Origin of the sequence: Devosia sp. SL43, assembly GCF_021729885.1 — a bacterium.
Lineage (GTDB): Bacteria > Pseudomonadota > Alphaproteobacteria > Rhizobiales > Devosiaceae > Devosia.
In genome coordinates this window covers 4,152,326-4,167,893 of record NZ_CP063401.1, presented here as the reverse complement: position 1 = coordinate 4,167,893, position 15,568 = coordinate 4,152,326, and the positions used below count along the sequence as shown (strand labels likewise).

14 protein-coding genes are annotated in these 15,568 nt (G+C 63.0%); 7 read left to right on the top strand and 7 right to left on the bottom strand.

Annotated features, from left to right (window positions below; translation table 11 throughout):
* Positions 1-35: 35 nt before the first annotated feature.
* Positions 36-1,262: an FAD-dependent oxidoreductase gene (locus tag IM737_RS20270; RefSeq protein WP_236897215.1), complete on the top strand. Its 1,227-nt coding sequence runs from the start codon at positions 36-38 to the stop codon at positions 1,260-1,262.
* A gap of 134 nt (positions 1,263-1,396) precedes the next feature.
* Positions 1,397-2,548: an MFS transporter gene (locus tag IM737_RS20265; protein ID WP_236897213.1), complete on the top strand. Its 1,152-nt coding sequence runs from the start codon at positions 1,397-1,399 to the stop codon at positions 2,546-2,548.
* A gap of 228 nt (positions 2,549-2,776) precedes the next feature.
* Here IM737_RS20265 and guaA read toward each other — a convergent pair whose 3' ends face one another.
* Complete coding sequence (guaA, locus tag IM737_RS20260; protein ID WP_236897211.1) at positions 2,777-4,348, bottom strand: glutamine-hydrolyzing GMP synthase; 1,572 nt, start codon at positions 4,346-4,348, stop codon at positions 2,777-2,779.
* 186 nt (positions 4,349-4,534) lie between these two features.
* Here guaA and IM737_RS20255 point away from each other — a divergent pair, with 186 nt between their 5' ends.
* Positions 4,535-5,764, top strand: coding sequence for an acyltransferase family protein (locus IM737_RS20255; RefSeq protein ID WP_236897209.1), 1,230 nt, complete (start codon positions 4,535-4,537; stop codon positions 5,762-5,764).
* Between the two features lie 57 nt (positions 5,765-5,821).
* Positions 5,822-7,033, top strand: a complete 1,212-nt coding sequence (locus IM737_RS20250) for an acyltransferase family protein (RefSeq protein WP_236897207.1) — start codon at positions 5,822-5,824, stop codon at positions 7,031-7,033.
* Here IM737_RS20250 and IM737_RS20245 read toward each other — a convergent pair.
* The 4 genes from IM737_RS20245 to IM737_RS20230 all read right to left on the bottom strand — a co-directional run bounded on the left by IM737_RS20245 (position 7,030) and on the right by IM737_RS20230 (position 9,860).
* Complete coding sequence (locus IM737_RS20245; RefSeq protein ID WP_236897204.1) at positions 7,030-7,515, bottom strand: TspO/MBR family protein; 486 nt, start codon at positions 7,513-7,515, stop codon at positions 7,030-7,032. The two genes, IM737_RS20250 and IM737_RS20245, sit on opposite strands and share 4 nt — an antisense overlap.
* A gap of 63 nt (positions 7,516-7,578) precedes the next feature.
* A complete protein-coding gene (locus IM737_RS20240) occupies positions 7,579-7,995 on the bottom strand; it encodes a hypothetical protein (RefSeq protein WP_236897202.1) in 417 nt (138 codons plus the stop codon).
* Complete coding sequence (locus IM737_RS20235) at positions 7,992-9,281, bottom strand: RsmB/NOP family class I SAM-dependent RNA methyltransferase (RefSeq protein WP_236897201.1); 1,290 nt, start codon at positions 9,279-9,281, stop codon at positions 7,992-7,994. The genes IM737_RS20240 and IM737_RS20235 overlap by 4 nt, the downstream gene beginning before the upstream one ends.
* A 153-nt stretch (positions 9,282-9,434) precedes the next feature.
* Positions 9,435-9,860 (bottom strand): MAPEG family protein, encoded by a 426-nt coding sequence (locus tag IM737_RS20230; RefSeq protein ID WP_236897199.1) that lies wholly within the window; start codon positions 9,858-9,860, stop codon positions 9,435-9,437.
* Between the two features lie 187 nt (positions 9,861-10,047).
* On the opposite strand from IM737_RS20230, the gene IM737_RS20225 reads away from it, so the two are divergent.
* A complete protein-coding gene (locus tag IM737_RS20225) occupies positions 10,048-10,251 on the top strand; it encodes a hypothetical protein (RefSeq protein WP_236897197.1) in 204 nt (67 codons plus the stop codon).
* Between the two features lie 49 nt (positions 10,252-10,300).
* Here IM737_RS20225 and guaB read toward each other — a convergent pair whose 3' ends face one another.
* Both guaB and IM737_RS20215 read right to left on the bottom strand, forming a co-directional pair.
* Positions 10,301-11,803 (bottom strand): IMP dehydrogenase, encoded by a 1,503-nt coding sequence (gene guaB, locus IM737_RS20220; RefSeq protein ID WP_236897195.1) that lies wholly within the window; start codon positions 11,801-11,803, stop codon positions 10,301-10,303.
* A gap of 122 nt (positions 11,804-11,925) precedes the next feature.
* On the bottom strand, positions 11,926-12,540 hold the full coding sequence (locus tag IM737_RS20215) for a class I SAM-dependent methyltransferase (RefSeq protein ID WP_236897193.1): 615 nt from the start codon (positions 12,538-12,540) through the stop codon (positions 11,926-11,928).
* 188 nt (positions 12,541-12,728) lie between these two features.
* Between IM737_RS20215 and IM737_RS20210 the strand changes: the two genes are divergently transcribed.
* Both IM737_RS20210 and IM737_RS20205 read left to right on the top strand, forming a co-directional pair.
* Complete coding sequence (locus IM737_RS20210) at positions 12,729-14,123, top strand: MFS transporter (protein ID WP_442874154.1); 1,395 nt, start codon at positions 12,729-12,731, stop codon at positions 14,121-14,123.
* Positions 14,124-14,162: 39 nt separating this feature from the next.
* Entirely contained in the window at positions 14,163-15,539 is a 1,377-nt protein-coding gene (locus IM737_RS20205) for an MFS transporter (RefSeq protein ID WP_236897191.1), read from the top strand.
* The last annotated feature ends 29 nt before the right edge of the window (positions 15,540-15,568 follow it).

Here is a 15,568-nt window from a genome sequence, read left to right as displayed (position 1 = left end):
AACGATCGATCCCTACGTGGATTGGAGGAGGAAACATGAGTGAACAGAACTGGCGCCACGGACGCCGGGTGGCCATAGCCGGTGCGGGTCCGGGCGGCGTGTCCGCAGCGCTGGCGCTAATCAAGCAAGGCTATGACGTACGCATTTTTGAAAAGACGCCGGAGCCCAAACCCCTTGGTGGCGCCGTGCTGCTCTCGACGCCTGTGCTGGCCGTGCTGCGCCACTACGGAGTCGACGTGGGGCCGAGCTTTGGCTCCAAAACTCTGGTGGAGTTCAGAAACAACAGGGGAAAGGTTCGTGCCCGCTTGCCATTTAATGAAGGCGTGGAGGCAGCCCTTGGGATTGAAGGCTGGCACTATGGCGTTTTGCGCTCCACTGCATTTGCCAAGATGCTCGATCTACTACCCGAAGGCGTCGTCGTCCCGAACCATTCCGTGATCGGCTACGATGACAATGGCGAGACAGTCACCCTGAAATTTGCCAACTCTGAACCGGTAGAAGCCGACATGCTGGTCGGTGCCGATGGGATCCGATCAAAAGTGTCGGCGCAGGCTTTCGGCGATCCCGAACTGTTTCATGTGGGTTTGCGCGTTTGGCTCGCGTGGTGTGAGGACTGGGGCGGGTTGGACCGGTCGATTGGGGCCATTACCCATGCCAAGGATGTCCAGGCAAGCTTCTTCCCGATGCTTCACGATGGCGAGCCTGGTTGGGAATGGTGGGTCGTCGAAAAATCAAACGAAGCCGACGCGCCGCCAACCGATGTCGAAAAACATTTGCGGGAGCGTGTGTCGCACTTTGCCGATCCTCTGCCGCAATTTCTCGATCATACCGACTTCTCCAGTCAGGCCTTCAGGTGGGAGATCTATAACCGCCCGTCTCTGACTCGTTGGACGAGTGGGCGCGTCGCGTGTCTTGGCGACGCCGTCCATCCGGTTTCGCCCTACGCAGCCTATGGCATGGGTATGGCGATCGAAGACGGCTATTTCCTGGCCCGTGCGCTCGGGGGGCGGAGCCTTGCCGACCCAAGTCAAATTGAAAGTGCCTTCGCTCGCTATGAACGCGAACGCGTGGCCTATGTAAATCATCACGTGGAATTTGCGCGGAAGCTGGGCTCGCAGTTCCACCATGCAGCCCGACCCGTGTCGTTCGTTCGGGACTTGGTCTTCGACAACACCAAATTACTCCAGAAGCTCCTTACAAAGGACTATCTGGCCGATGCCGAGGCGATGTCGCTCAGCCTTGAGGAGCTGCACGTTCGCTAGGTTGGGCGTACGCCAGGTTCGATGCCGCTGGAGGGCGGCAGGAACGAACACGCAGCGGTCATACGTCAACAAATGATGCTGGTTGCCGCGTCGAACCAGGCGCGGCCGAAAACAATGCAGGAGGAGGACTGACAATGACGACAACGGAAAAATGGCCCGGGCGCGTAGCGCTGATGGTCGCGCACTGCGCCGGCATGGTGGACTTGATTGCCCTGCCAGTTTGGGTTGGCACGCTCATCACCGTCTATCACTTTGATCCGCAGCAGGCGGGTGGTTTGGCGACACTGTTCCTATTGGGAGCGGTGATCGCCAGCCTGTTCTTCGCGCCGCGCTTCCACCGGATCAATGGTCGCCTGGCAACGACCATCGGCTTTGCCGGCGCGGCGATCGCCTTCGCCTTTGCTTCGACCCAAAGTACCTTTGGGCCGCTCGCAATCGCCCATGCCGCAGCGGGCCTCTCTGCTGGGACTGCGCTGTCCTTCACGCATGGTACGATCGGGCGGAGCGTCAATCCGCATCGCCTGTTTGCCATTGTCGGTACAGCGCTTGGTGTCTTTGCCATCATCTTCCTGGGTGCGGCGCCCAATGGCATTGCCGCCGCGGGCGGCGCTGCACTGTTTCAGATCTTTGCCGGTGTCATGGCGATCGCCGCGATCGTTGCCGCACTCGCCTTTCCACGTCCGGCAACCAGCGCGCCGACCGATGCGGCCGTGGCGCCCCGGAGGTTCGGTCGCTCCGTTTGGGCCCTTATTTTGGGAATCAGCACCATGGCCCTCACCCAGGCGATGGTGTTCAGCTTTCTCCAGCAGGTCGGCACTGATCGCGGCTTCGGGCTGCCGGCCGTAATGGGCGTGCTCATTGCGCTGGGCTTCGTCAACCTGCTGCCGGCGCCAATGGCGGCGGTGCTCGAAAGAAGGCTTAAGGCCGACCAGGTGGTCCTGGTCGGACCAATCGCTCAAGCGGGGCTCGCGCTTCTCATAACGCTGAGCGTGAGCCTGTTGCCCTATGCCGCAGGTGCCCTGTTCTTCGCGGCGGTGATGATCTTCACGCACACCTTCGCCTTCGGCCTGCTGTCTCGGCTCGAAAGCACCGGACGGGCGCTAGCGGCAACGCCTGCCATGCTGATGGTCGGGTCGGCCATCGGCCCGATCCTGGGCGGCACGTTGGTCAAGTCTTTCGGCTACCCAGCGATCGGTGTAGCGGCCTGCATCCTCGCGCTTCTAGCCTTCGCCTTGTTCTCGCAGGTACGGAGGACTGAGGGTGTGGCATTAGGGGCAACGGCCTAGAAATGGCGGCGCGCTCCAGTTCTTCACGCGGATGTGGGAGGAGCGCGCCGGCGATGTCCGTTCTGAGGCGGCGACCATCTTGATCATTACAGCAACATGGGTTCGCCGAGCCACGTCCAGTTCGAACGGTGGAATGGCAGCTTTCAGGGGTTTGCATTCAGGGCGTGAAGGGCAGAAATGTTTTCTCTAAGAGAAACTGCGATGGGGCCCTCCAGACCGCGTTAATCCCTACTCCCACTCAATCGTGCCGGGCGGCTTGCTAGTCACATCGTAGACCACGCGGTTGATGCCGCGGACTTCGTTGATGATGCGGGTCGCCGTCTTGCCGAGAAAGTTCATGTCGAACTGGTAGAAGTCGGCCGTCATGCCATCGACCGAGGTCACGGCACGGAGGGCGCAGACGAATTCGTAGGTGCGGCCATCGCCCATGACGCCAACGGTCTGGACCGGCAGCAGCACGGCGAAGGCCTGCCAGATCTTGTCGTATTGGCCAGACTTGCGGATTTCGTCGAGATAGATGGCGTCCGCCTGGCGCAGGATGTCGAGCTTTTCGGGCGTGATGCCACCCGGGCAGCGGATGGCGAGGCCGGGTCCGGGGAATGGGTGGCGGCCGATGAAGCTGTCCGGCAATCCCAACTCGCGGCCGAGGACGCGGACTTCGTCCTTGAACAGTTCGCGCAGGGGCTCGACGAGCTGCATGTTCATGCGCTCTGGCAAGCCGCCGACATTGTGGTGGGACTTGATGGTCACCGAGGGGCCACCGGTAAACGAGACGGATTCGATCACGTCCGGATAGAGCGTGCCCTGGGCGAGGAACTGCGCGCCGCCAAGCTTCTTGGCCTCTTCCTCGAAGGTTTCGATGAAGAGGCGGCCGATGATCTTGCGCTTGGTTTCGGGGTCGGACTGGCCGTCGAGCTCGCGCAGGAAGACCTTGGATGCGTCAACGTGGACCAGCGGGATATTGTACTGGTCGCGGAACATGGTAACGACCTGTTCGCTCTCGTTGAGACGCATCAGGCCGTGGTCGACATAGACGCAGGTGAGTTGGTCGCCGATGGCCTCGTGGATCAGTACAGCAGCAACGGAGGAGTCGACGCCGCCTGAGAGGGCGCAGATGACGCGACCCGTGCCGACCTGGGCGCGGATCTTCTCGATCATCTTGGCGCGATAGGCCGCCATGTTCCAGTCGGACGCGAGGCCGACGATGTTGTGCACGAAATTGGCCAGCAGCTTGCCGCCGTCGGGCGTGTGGACCACTTCGGGGTGGAACATGGTGGTGTAGCGCTTGCGGCTTTCGTCGCCGGCAATGGCGAAGGGCGCATTGGGCGAGGTCGCCATGACCTTGAAGCCCTCGGGGAGTTCGGTGACGCGGTCGCCGTGACTCATCCAGACCGGGTACTTGCCACCGACCGCCCAAATGCCCTCATAAAGTGCCGAGGACTCGAGGACTTCGACATCGGCGCGGCCGAATTCGCGATGGTGGCCGCCCTCGACCTTGCCGCCGAGTTGCAGGCAGAAGGTCTGCTGGCCGTAGCAGATGGCCAGGATCGGCAGGCCGGAATCGATGATTTCCTGTGGGGCGCGCGGGCTGCCTTCATCGGTGACCGAAGCGGGGCCGCCAGAGAATATGACACCCTTAGGCTGCATGGCCGCAAAGGCCTCAGCTGATTTGTTGAAGGGGTGGACTTCGCAATAGACGCCCGTCTCGCGAATACGGCGCGCGATAAGCTGTGTGACTTGCGATCCGAAGTCGACGATGAGGATCGATTGCGGGCGGTCGGCAGTGTCTGGGCTTTGCATGGCGAGGCCATATAACCGCTTTGCGGATTCCGCAAGCGGTCACGGTTGCAAGACTGGGTTGCTGGCTGACTTTTCCGCCATGACGTCAGGAGACGGCAGTGATTTCGTGACTTGCGACGAACCCTCAGCAATGGCAGCAGTAGCGCAGCGCCAGTGGTGGGGAGAGCTGCGGCGCGGGGGACCAGTATGAGCCAACAGGATAACCGCCTGCTCGGTGCTGACTTCGTTCGGGCGAGCGCCTGTATCATAGTGCTGTTTCACCATCTGGCGCAGCGCGTCGATTATCAGTCGGAGCTGGGCGCAAATGCGCTCATCCGGGTGTTCAACAGCATCGGCGGCTTCGGCGTGGGCATGTTCTTTGTGTTGAGCGGCTTCCTGCTGGCGCGGCCATTCTGGCAGGCGCTTGACGGAGGTGAGCCCCTGCCCTCGCTGCGGACCTATGCCATTAGGCGGGCGGCGCGCATCGTGCCGGGCTTCTGGCTGGCGCTGACAGTGACGTTCGTGCTCAGCATCGCGGTGTTCGGCGCTGTGGCCGATGGCTGGCTGTGGCTGCGCTATGCCAGCGGGCTGCTGCTGGTCAGCGACTGGCATTGGACAACACTGTTCCCGGTGGAGATCAACGGGCCGCTGTGGTCGATCGGGTTTGAGGTGAGCTCGTATCTGATGCTGCCACTCGGGTTCTGGGCCCTGTTCGCAATCGGGCGCGGGCGGGTGACGGGGTGGCCGGCGCGGCTGCTGTGGCTGGTGGTAATCGCGGCGGCACTGGGCGCGCACTGGCTGTTCTACAGTTCCGTGACTGTCGATCCGTTGCGGAAGGGCTGGAACTACGGGTTGCAGGGCGGCGCCAAGACGTGGATGCCGTGGTTCAACCCGTTCGGGTTTTTCGTGATGTTCGCGACCGGCGCATTGGCTGCAGGCGCGCAGGTCTTGCTGGCACGGTTCCGCAACGTGATATTCGACATCCTGGCGTTGGCCGCGCTGGTGTGGACCGGCACCATTATCCGGCGGCACGGTATGGAAGGGGGCGGCGAGTTCTATGGCTGGCTGCGCGTGCCGTACCAATTTCCGCTGTTCCACCTGCTGGTGGGCCTGGTTCTGGCGACGACGCCTTCGAGCGTGATCCTGGGGCGTTTGCTGGACAACCGCGTCGTGGCGTATTTGGCGCAGATCTCGTTCGGGGTCTATGTGTGGCACTTTCTGGTGCTCGACCTAGTGCGGAAGTATTGGGTTCCCGAGATGGATCATGCCACCATGACCGATCCAACCAAGTTCCTGATCGCCAGCGGCGTGATCACGGCGATCACCATGGCCATTGCCGCACTGTCCTATCGCTGGATGGAGGCACCTGTGATCGGCTGGGCGCGACAGTTCGAGAAACGACGCGTGGAAGCGACGACAATGCCCGCAACGGCTTGACCGCAACCAAGGGAAGCGGCAGGCGTTTGCAGAAAGCAAACGGTGCCAGGACTTCCGATGACTCAACAGCGACTGCTCGGCGCCGACTTTCTGCGCGCCGCTGCCTGCATGATGGTGCTGTTGCACCATCTGGCCTTCCGTATGGACGGGCGGTTCATTCCGGAGGCCGTCAAGCCAGTGATGAACTTCCTGGTGATGGGCAGTTTCGGCGTATCGGTCTTCTTCGTGTTGAGCGGGTACCTGCTGGCGCGGCCGTTCTGGCTGGCGCTGGATCGGGGTGAGCCAATGCCACCGCTGGGCATTTACGCCTTGCGGCGAGCAGCGCGCATCCTGCCGGGCTTCTGGCTGGCCTTGGTGGTGAGCCTCGTGCTGAGCATTACGGTGAGCGGATCGGACCTCGATGGCGAGCAGATTATTCGGTTTGTGGCCGGTTTCTTCCTCGTCAGCGACTGGCATTGGCTGACGCTGTTTCCGGTCGACAACAATGGCCCGCTCTGGTCGATCGGCTTCGAGGTCACCTCGTATGTGCTGCTGCCGTTCTGCCTCGCGGCGCTGTTTGCGTTTGGCGCAAAGGGATGGGGCGCACGGCTTGCGTGGGTCGGGGTGATCGGACTGGTGCTGGCGCTGCACTGGATGGTGGTGCAATGGGCGCCGATCGATGAGGTCGAGCGTGGGTGGAACCACGGGCTGGTCGGTGGCGCCAAGGCGTGGATGCCGCGGTTCAATCCGATCGGGTTCTTCGCGATATTCGCCCTGGGCGCACTGGCAGCAGGCGTGCAGGTGAAGCTCGCAACGTTGCGGCATTGGGCGTTTGACGCGATTGGCCTGCTGGCCGTGGTCGCGGCCGGTTGGGTGATGGTGGTGCATATCGGTGGGCTGAATGAGGGCTTTGGCTTTCTCGGCGTACCTTATGGCTATCCGTGGATGCCGCTGGCGATCGGGGTGGCGCTGGTGGCCCTGCCCTCGTCCGTGCTGGCGGGTCAGCTCTTGGATAACCGGGTCAGCCGGTTCATCGCCGAGATTTCGTTCGGCATCTATATCTGGCACTTCCTGGTCATTGGGCTGATGGCGCGACTGTTGCCGCCGAGCTTCAAAACCAATGACGAGGGGGGCTGGACGATCTGGCTGTGGTCGAGCGCTGGCGCGATTGCTATCAGCGTCGCCGTGGCGACAATCAGCTTCTATGTGCTGGAGCGACCCATGGTACGCTGGGCGCGCGGGCTGGAGAGCCGGATCGGGCGCCGGAAGCCGGCGCCCGCGGCAGTCTAGTTCAGGATCGCGATGGACAGGTTGAGCAGGGTCGCGAAACTTACCCACGCCAGATAGGGGACGAAGAGCCATGTGGCGATTGTATCGCGCTTTCTGGCGGCGAGGATAAAGGCGACGATCAGCACCAGGATCGCGACAATCACGGCGAAGGCCGGCCACAGCAGTTGGCCGATGAACCAGATGGGCGACCAGGCCCAATTGAGCGCCATCTGGGCGAACCAGATTTTCATGGCGCCGCTATTGGGATCGATCATCCAGATGCGCCAACCGGCGACCGCGATCATCACGTAGAGCGCGGTCCAAACTGGGCCAAATATCCAGTTGGGTGGATTGAAGGGCGGCTTGGCGAGGCCCTCGTACCAGGCGCCGGGAATCGACTGAGTGCCGATAAGGCCGCCGACGCCAATGACGACCAAGAGGAAGATGCCGAGGATCAGCCACGGGCGTGGAGTCTTGTAGTCAGCGAGGGAAGCGGTGGTCATGGCAGGTCACGCACGTTGGTGATTGTTGCTCTTAAACGCCGCAATGCGTACGCTGGTTCACCCCTATTCCGTTTGAGTGCAGGCGGCCGTTTCGATGACAACACGTCCGGTAAGGCCGGTGTCAGCGACGTAGGCGATTTCGACGCGGTCTTCCGCCGCTGACCACACTGCGGAGGCTTCGGCAAAGAGCGGCGTCGCAGCTGTCTGGTCGATGGGGCAGCCGGTGCGGATGTGGGTGCCGTCGGGCTGGGTGACGTCAAGAATGGCGGCACGGCTGCATTGCGTTTCACCGCACAGTTCACCCAATTCGATGACTTTGGCTCCGGAGGGCGAGGCCAGCTTGTGCAACGTGTCCGGCGCGGGGAAGGCGAACCAGACGGCAGCCATGGCGGCGGCGATGATGACGACAGCGGCTCCGATGAACATCGGAAGGGTAATGCCCGAAGGCTGATTGTCGGGGGCGAGATTCTCGTGGGTCATTCGCGGCGCAGGGCGTTGAAATAGAAGCCGTCGGTGCCGGTGAGGCGCGGGGTGAGCACGATGCCGGACTGTGCCGTGGCCAAGCTGAGGGGCAATTCGGCGCCGAAGGCCGACTGCCAGAGGGTGGCGGGGTCGATGGACGCGAAGCCGGGGTTTGCAGCGCGGAAGGCAGCGACCTGGTCGTCGTTTTCCTCGGGAAGAATGGAACAGGTGATGTAGACCAGCGTGCCGCCGGGTTTGAGGAATTGCACAGCGCTGGCAAGGATTTCGGCCTGTTCGCCGACACGTTGATTCAACAGCTCCGGCGTGAGCTTCCACTTGGTATCGGGACGGCGGCGCCAAGTGCCGGTGCCGGTGCAGGGCGCGTCGATAACGACGCGGTCGATCTTGCCGACCAGGTCGTCGAGGGCGCCGGGCTGCGGCGCGCGGACCTGGACGTTGCGGGCGCCGTTGCGCTTGAGGCGGTCGTAGATCGGCGCGAGGCGGTTGCGGTCGCTGTCATAGGCGAAGATCTGGCCCTTGTTGGCCATGGCGGCAGCGAGCGCAAGGGTCTTGCCGCCGGCTCCGGCACAGAGGTCTAGCACCTGTTCGCCGGGCTGGGCGCCGGCAAGGGCCGCAACGATCTGGCTGCCCTGGTCTTGCACTTCGAACCAGCCCTTGAGGTAGCCCTCGTCGGTGGTGACGTTTGGCGTGCGAGCGTCGCGCGGGCCAGCGGGCATGGTAACGCCGGATGGCGCAATGGCGGTTTCGGCCGGGCCGAATCGGGCGAGTGATTTAAGAACGCGGTCGCGCTGGGACTTGAGCGTGTTGGTGCGCAGGTCGAGCGAGGGGCGACCGGCCATGTCCTGACCTTCGGCGATCCAGTTGTCACCGAAGGTGCGCTCGATGGACGGGGCAAGCCATTCGGGGATGTCGGCAAGGATGTGGCCAGCAGTGGTGTCGGGAAGCTGGCCGACGGCACGGTCGCGTTCGTCGTCGGTCAACGGCTCCGGCGCGTGGCTGTCTGCGGCAAAGCTGTTGCTGAGGGCGACGGGGTCTTCGTGCCAGTCGCGAACCGCGACGGCGAGGACGAGGGCGCGCGGGCTGTCGCTGCCCATCAGAGCAGCGTGGGAGGCACGGCGGCGCAGGGCGTCGTAGACGAGGTTGCCGATGGCGGCGCGATCCCCTGCCCCGGCGAAGCGATTGTTCAGGCCCCAGGCCTTGAGCGCCTCGGAGACCGGGCGCTTGCGGGTCTCCACATCGGTCAGGACTTCGATGGCGGCGGAAAGGCGTCCGGGGAGGCGCATAACGAGACCTTTGATTATTCTACTCTGGCGGATAGCTGGAGCGCATTTCCTGCGCTTCCGGTGCTCACTTACCTTAGTACGCTCCGCTCCGGTTCTCAAAAATCCACTCCATCTACCTCACCAGAGCGAATACTCAAACGGTCTCGGGCCAGCTCAGGTCAGGACAAGGCGGAGGACGAGCCATAGCCAGAAGATGGACAGGAGTGCAAGGCCGGTGGTGTAAGCGGCGAAGCGCATATGGACGCGGTTGGTGGTGACGTGGATAGCGGCATGGACGTAGCGGCTCGCCACGAAAAGCCAGGCCAGGATGACATCGATCCAGCCCGGGGTGGTGGCGAAGAGGGTCAAGAGGCCGGCGACGTAGAACAGGACCGGCAGCTGGAACTGGTTGTCGAAGTTGTTCGAGAGAAGCCGGGCGCGGAGCGGATAGGCGTCGCGGTCGACCGCAATATCCTTGACAGGAATTTCGCCGGACATGACGCGGGGGACGCGCTCGCGGCCCATCAGGACGAGAATGGCGATGGTGAGGAAGACCTGGGCGGCGATGGCGATGATGAGGAGCTTGGCGGTGAGGGGCATGATGAAGCTCCGGGAGAGAGTCTGGCTCGGCGTTTAACTCGTTGTAGCGCAATACGTTCAAGCAGGTGCGGTGGACCAACCCGTGCTCGGTTCATTGGCTGACTATATCTCAGACCAACGTCCAGAATATCTTAGGTTCGCGGACCCCGTGGGCGCATATTGCATGCAGCGTCACAAGGAATTCGTCATGACAACAGCTACAAAAGACCTCACTCGCAAACGAAACAAGCTAAAGGCATCGGCAACCGAGGCGTCGACACTGGCACAGGCCGAGCGCGTACTTGCCGACCAGCAGCACTTAGTCGCTCATAATCTGGAGCGACTGGCGGATGATCTGACGGTGCAGGTTACGGCCGTAGAGGCCGAAATAAAGGCCATCGAGGACCAGTAGTGGCTCAGCCCCGGCCCGCCTTGGACCAAGGCTAAAATCGAGAGCCGAACTATCGCCCGCTGCGGTAGTTCGGGGCTTCCCGAGTGATCGTCACGTCGTGGACGTGGCTTTCGCTCAGGGCGGCGCCGGAAATCTTTACGAAGACCGAGTTGTCGCGGAAGTCGCGGAGGTTGTGGGCACCGGTATAGCCCATGGAGGCGCGAAGGCCGCCGGCGAGCTGGTGCAGCACGGCGCCGGCCGCGCCCTTATAGGGCACCTGGCCTTCGATGCCTTCGGGGACCAGCTTCATCTGGTCGCGGACATCCTGCTGGAAGTAGCGGTCGGCGGAGCCGGAGCCCATGGCACCGACCGAACCCATGCCGCGATAGGATTTGTAGGAGCGGCCCTGGTGCAGATAGACCTCACCCGGAGCCTCATCGGTGCCGGCCAGCAATGAGCCGACCATGACGCAGGACGCGCCGCCGGCCAGGGCCTTGGCCATGTCGCCGGAGAACTTGATGCCGCCATCGGCGATGACAGGGATGCCCTGCTTGGCGCCTTCCTCGGCGCAGGCCATGACGGCGGCGAGCTGCGGCACGCCAACGCCCGCGACGATGCGGGTGGTGCAGATCGAGCCGGGACCGATGCCAACCTTGACCGAGTCGGCGCCGGCATCGATCAGAGCGCGGGTGGCTTCGGCGGTGGCGACATTGCCGGCGACGATGCGGGTGGAATTGCTCTCGCGCTTGACGCGCTCGACCGCCTCGGCGACGCGCACGGAATGGCCGTGGGCAGTGTCGATGACGAGGAGATCGACACCGGCATCGATGAGGGCGAGCGAGCGCTCAAAGCCGGCATCACCGACGGTGGAGGCGGCGGCGACGCGGAGGCGACCCTGGGCATCCTTGACGGCGTGGGGATTGAGCTGGGCCTTTTCGATATCCTTGACGGTGATGAGGCCAGTGCAACGATAATCCTGGTCCACGACCAGCAATTTCTCGATGCGGTGCTTGTGCAGCAGGACCTTGGCTTCGTCCTTCGAGACGCCATCGCGAACGGTGACGAGCTTTTCGAACGTCATCAGCTCGCGGATCGGCTGGGCCGGGTGGGAGGCGAAGCGGACGTCGCGATTGGTGAGGATGCCGACCAGCTTGCCGATGGCGCGGCCGCCCTTGCCGCCGTTCTCGACGACCGGAATGCCGGAGATGCGGTTGGCCTGCATCAGCGCCAATGCATCAGCGAGAGTGGCATCGGGGCCGATGGTGATGGGGTTGATCACCATGCCGCTCTCGAACGACTTGACCATGCGGACCTGCTCGGCCTGTTCGGCAGCGGTCAGGTTCTTGTGGATGACGCCGAGGCCGCCGGCCTGGGCCATGGCAATGGCCATGGCGCTTTCGGTGACGGTATCCATGGCCGAGGACAGGATGGGAAGATTGAGCGCTATGTCCCTGGTGACATAGGTCGAAATGTCGGTTTCGGTCGGCAGGATATCGGACCGCGCCGGCTGCAGCAGCACGTCGTCGAAGGTCAGCGCGTAGTCGCCGGTTGCAGTGGTAATAATCTTCGCCAAGGCCAGACCTTTCCGGACTTCTGATCGGGTCAGAAATGTTGGAGTGCGAACCGGACGGAAGGACTCGCCGGGCTCGGGTTGGCGAGGGTCAATAGCACCCGCAATGGGCTTTGGGAAGGCCGCTAGAGCCTTCGAAAGGTCGAGAATTGGAAGTGCTGCGTTGCGCCCCATGGGGTGGTGTGATCGTGGCGGCGACCTGCAAGCAGGGCAAAGTCATCGCCGAGCACAGCTGACAGGCCCGCCGCGTCATAGCGCATGACTGGCAGGCCGCTGCACTTTTCGGGTCCGTCCAGCGCAAATGTGCCGAAGACAGCGATGCCGCCGATGGGGAGTGCGGCGGCTAGCGCGGCAAGGTAGGCGGCCCGGTCCGTCGCGTCGGTCATGAAGTGAAAGACTGCGCGATCGTGCCAGAAATCGTATTGGCGCGGCGGTTGCCAGGCGGTGATATCGGCGACGATCCAGTCGGTGTTGGCTGTTCCATCGAGCCGAGCCTGCGCCCGTGCCAGCGCTGCAGCTGACAGATCAAGGACGGTAATATGAGCCTGCTGCTGTTGCACCAGCCTGTCGACCAGACGTGACGCGCCGCCGCCGACATCGATGACGGTGTGCGCCGGGGTCAGGCCAGCGGCCTTGAGCAGGTAGAGGGATAGCGTGGGATCGCCCTCGGTCCAGCTGACCTGATCGTCGCCCTTGGTCTGATAGACATTTTCCCAGTGCGTCTTGCGGTCGTCGGTCATTGGAGCCTCCTGGCAAGGACTTAGGTGTCAGCGGCCCGGCGAGCAAGCTTTGTCGGCCCCCAACTGCTCCTCCCGGCATAAGGTTCTGCCGCGCGACGAAAGTTTCGCGCTTTTCAGGGCAAAGCGCGGCGTTCATAGTATGTATTGTCGCGTTCGCGGCGTTCTCGATTCCTCCCGGTCCTGCCCCTGTGATCCGCGTCACCCCCCTCATCCTTGCGGTCGCCCTGTTCATGGAGCAGATGGATTCGACCGTGATCGCCACGTCGCTGCCGGCGATCGCGACCGATATCGGGACGGAACCGATCGCGCTCAAGCTGGCCCTGACGGCCTATTTTGTGGCGCTGGCGATCTTCATTCCGATCAGCGGGTGGATGGCTGACCGGTTCGGGGCCAAGAACATTTTCCGGCTGGCGATCTTCGTCTTCATGCTGGGGTCGCTGGCCTGCTCGTTTTCGTTTTCGCTTGAAACCTTTGTTATTTCACGGTTTTTCCAGGGCATCGGTTCGTCGATGATGACGCCGGTGGGGCGCCTGCTGCTGGTGCGGTCGACGCCGCGCAATGAGCTGGTCTCGGCCATGGCCTGGCTGACGGTTCCGGCCCTGCTTGGGCCGCTGACGGGGCCGCTGATCGGCGGTTTTCTCACCACATATCTCAGTTGGCACTGGATCTTCTGGATTAACATTCCGATCGGCATTGCCGGGATCATCCTGGCGGGCATTTTTCTCAATGTGCCAGATCAGCGCAATCCGCGACCGATCGATATGGTCGGCTTCGTGCTGGCGGGCGTCGCGTTCTCGGGTACGGTGTTTGGGCTGTCGGTGGTGAGCCTGCCGGCCCTGCCGCTGATCTATGGCTATCTGACGCTGGCCGTGGGCGTAACCTCGGGCATTCTCTACCTGCTGCATGCGCGGCGAACGCAGTTTCCGCTGCTCGATCCGCAGCTGTTCCGGCACAAGCTGTTCCGGTCATCGATCACGGGCGGATCAGCCTTCCGCATCGGGGTGGGCGCGGTGCCGTTCCTGCTGCCACTGATGCTGCAGATCGGCTTTGGGCTCACTCCGTTCCAGTCGGGCGCGATTACCTTCGTATCGGCACTGGGCGCCATTGCCAGCAAGTTCATTGCCGAGCGGGTCTATGCCTGGTTCGGATTTCCGCGGGCGCTCGCATTCTCGTCATTCTTTGGCGGACTGCTGATCGCGGTGCAGGGCCTGTTTGATGCATCGACGCCGGCCATCGTCATGATGGGCGTGCTGCTGGGCGGCGGCGTATTGCGATCGGTGTTCTTCACTGGCTCCAACGCGATCGGCTATGCCGATGTGGATGACGAGGAGGCCAGCCAGGCCACCGCAATCGTGGCAGTGGGTCAGCAGTTGAGCATCGCGTTTGGCGTTGCGGTTGCGGGCGGCATTCTTGAGGTCAGCACCAGGCTGCGCGGCAGCGAGCTGGCGCTGATTGATTTCCAGATCGCATTTTTTGTCGTGGGCGGCCTCAGCGCTCTGGCGAGTATCATTTATTGGCGACTGCCGGCCGATGCCGGCAGCAATGTTTCAGGCCACAAGGCCATCGCTGTTTCCAAGGAGTGACCGGGGTAAGTCCCCGGCAATATTGCCGTGTCTCGAGCCATGCCCCTCATTCTGGCCACCGCCCTGTTCATGGAAAACATGGACTCGACGGTGATCGCCACCTCGCTGGCCGCCATCGCTGCCGATATCGGCACCGACCCGATTTCGCTGAAGCTGGCGCTGACGGCCTATCTGGTGGCGCTGGCCATCTTCATTCCGATTTCGAGCTGGATGTCGGACCGGTTCGGGGCGCTCAACGTGTTCCGCGTCGCTATGGTGGTTTTCATCTGCGGTTCGATCGGCTGTGCGCTGTCGAGCTCGCTGGCGCAGTTTGTCGGCGCGCGGTTCCTGCAGGGCATGGGCGGCGCGATGATGGGGCCGGTGGCGCGCCTGGTGCTGGTGCGGGCGACGCCGCGGAATCAGCTGATCGACGCCATGGCTTGGCTGACGATCCCGGCGCTGATCGGGCCGATCGTCGGGCCCCCATTCGGCGGCTTCCTCACCACGTTTTTCTCGTGGCACTGGATTTTCATCATCAACGTGCCAATCGGCATATTGGGCATCGTGCTGGTCAGCTTCGTGCTGCCCAATACGCCGGAGCGCAATGAGCCGCGACAGATCGACCGGTTGGGATTCGTACTGGCGGGTTCGGCCTTTGCGCTGTTTGCCTTCGGATGTTCGGTGATGAGCCTGCCGGCGCTGCCGCCACAAGTGGGCGCGGTCGCGGCATCGGCGGGCATTGGCCTGGCGGCGCTCTATGTCCGGCATTCCCTGCGGACGGAGTATCCGCTGCTCGACCTGCGGCTGCTGCGGCTGCCTGTGTTTCGGATATCGGTGGTCGCGGGGACATTCTTCCGGCTCGGCCAGGGTGCGGTGCCGTTCCTGTTTCCGCTGATGCTGCAGCTCAGCTTCGGTATGACGCCGTTCGAATCAGGGATGATCACCTTTGTCGGGGCGATCGGCGCGTTGATCGCCAAGTTCATGTGCAACTGGATCTTCGCGCGCTTCGGCTTCAAGTATCCGCTGGTACTGGCGACGGCGATCTCCTGCCTCGGCATCCTGGCGATGGGGCTCTACACACCGGCGACGCCCCTGCCCGTGATCCTGTCCATCCTGACCTTCGTGGGCTTCTGGCAGTCGGTTTTCTGGACGGGATCGAATGCCTTCGTGTTCGCCGACGTCGAGGACAAGGATGCGGGACAGGCCAATGTGATCAGCCAGGTCTGGGGTCAGCTGATGTTTGCGATGGGCGTGGCGCTGGGTGGCGGCACGCTGGAGCTGGTCCACCGGCTGCGCGGCGACGGGCCGCTGCAACTGGCCGATTTCCAGACGGCGTTTTTCGTGGTCACGGGCGTCGCGGCGATCGCCAGCGTGCTGTTCCTGCGCTTACCCCGGAATGCGGGGCATCAGCTGACGCATGGCGGCGGCGGGCACTGAAGGCTAGTGCCACGCCCTCGTGGTTCGAG

Coding starts and splice junctions, on each gene's coding strand:
- IM737_RS20205 (WP_236897191.1), top strand. CDS start 14,163: ATGCCCCTCATTCTGGCCACCGCCCTGTTCATGGAAAACATGGACTCG.
- IM737_RS20255 (WP_236897209.1), top strand. CDS start 4,535: ATGAGCCAACAGGATAACCGCCTGCTCGGTGCTGACTTCGTTCGGGCG.
- IM737_RS20245 (WP_236897204.1), bottom strand. CDS start 7,515: ATGACCACCGCTTCCCTCGCTGACTACAAGACTCCACGCCCGTGGCTG.
- IM737_RS20250 (WP_236897207.1), top strand. CDS start 5,822: ATGACTCAACAGCGACTGCTCGGCGCCGACTTTCTGCGCGCCGCTGCC.
- IM737_RS20230 (WP_236897199.1), bottom strand. CDS start 9,860: ATGCCCCTCACCGCCAAGCTCCTCATCATCGCCATCGCCGCCCAGGTC.
- IM737_RS20215 (WP_236897193.1), bottom strand. CDS start 12,540: ATGACCGACGACCGCAAGACGCACTGGGAAAATGTCTATCAGACCAAG.
- IM737_RS20265 (WP_236897213.1), top strand. CDS start 1,397: ATGACGACAACGGAAAAATGGCCCGGGCGCGTAGCGCTGATGGTCGCG.
- IM737_RS20225 (WP_236897197.1), top strand. CDS start 10,048: ATGACAACAGCTACAAAAGACCTCACTCGCAAACGAAACAAGCTAAAG.
- IM737_RS20235 (WP_236897201.1), bottom strand. CDS start 9,281: ATGCGCCTCCCCGGACGCCTTTCCGCCGCCATCGAAGTCCTGACCGAT.
- IM737_RS20270 (WP_236897215.1), top strand. CDS start 36: ATGAGTGAACAGAACTGGCGCCACGGACGCCGGGTGGCCATAGCCGGT.
- guaA (WP_236897211.1), bottom strand. CDS start 4,348: ATGCAAAGCCCAGACACTGCCGACCGCCCGCAATCGATCCTCATCGTC.
- IM737_RS20240 (WP_236897202.1), bottom strand. CDS start 7,995: ATGACCCACGAGAATCTCGCCCCCGACAATCAGCCTTCGGGCATTACC.